Annotated in this window: 1 protein-coding gene; it reads right to left on the reverse strand. The window is 37.3% G+C overall.

Going from position 1 to position 872, the window contains the following annotated elements:
• Positions 1–410: twin-arginine translocation signal domain-containing protein (locus R7O13_RS25320; RefSeq protein WP_318305002.1), on the reverse strand; the 410-nt coding region annotated here is incomplete at its 3' end.
• Positions 411–872 lie beyond the last annotated feature (462 nt).

Below are 872 nucleotides of genomic sequence, written 5' to 3' on the forward strand. Positions count from 1 at the left end.
GCTTCGTCCCAAGTAATGCGTTTGAACTTACCTTCACCACGTTTACCAACGCGAAGAAGTGGGTATTTCAAACGGTCTGGCGAGTAAACACGGCGACGCATAGAGCGACCACGCAAACAAGCACGAACTTGATGGTTGTGGTTATACACATCATCACCCGTGTTATCGGTTTCTACCCATTTGATTTCACCGTCGACCACGTGCATACGAAGCGGACAACGAGAACCACAGTTTACGGTACATGCCGACCAGACAATTTTTTCATTTGGTTTTGCTGGCGTTTCTTTGGCAACCGCTTTAGTTGCGAACGGGAGAGAAAGCGCGTTTCCTGCTAACGCTAAAGCGCCAAGTGCAGAACCGCCCTTTAAAGCATCACGCCGAGTAATATTCAACTTACCATTTTGACTCATGGTTTTTTCCTAAGTGCATTTAAAATTGGGAGTGGCGCTTAATTAATAACAAGTGGGGAAAGAACACTAATTAGAAACAAATAAGATATAGAGATCGTATTTTCAAAATAGGCATGAATTGAAAACATCTAAAACACTTTGAGGTCAAAGTGACATTTCTAAGATCTATTAATCAAGCTTTACTTATCAGGCCTTGAGCAACTAAAGCCAGACAAGAAACCACTATCGATATCCTTGTAGATTTAATGGTTAATAAGTTTGACCACTATCAATTTATAAATGGCACGATGCGTAATCTTATATTTCATTTTGCGATTTTTTATTAATGAAATATGAATAGGTCAGAGCTAGGTAAAATAGATAATATTTACTAATTAAAATTGAATATATAAATACAAAAATAGAATACAGAAGAATAAAAATAATAATGGTTATCAATTATTGGATAAATAAAAAGCCCTG

It is taken from the genome of Vibrio sp. Y176, from assembly GCF_033438945.1.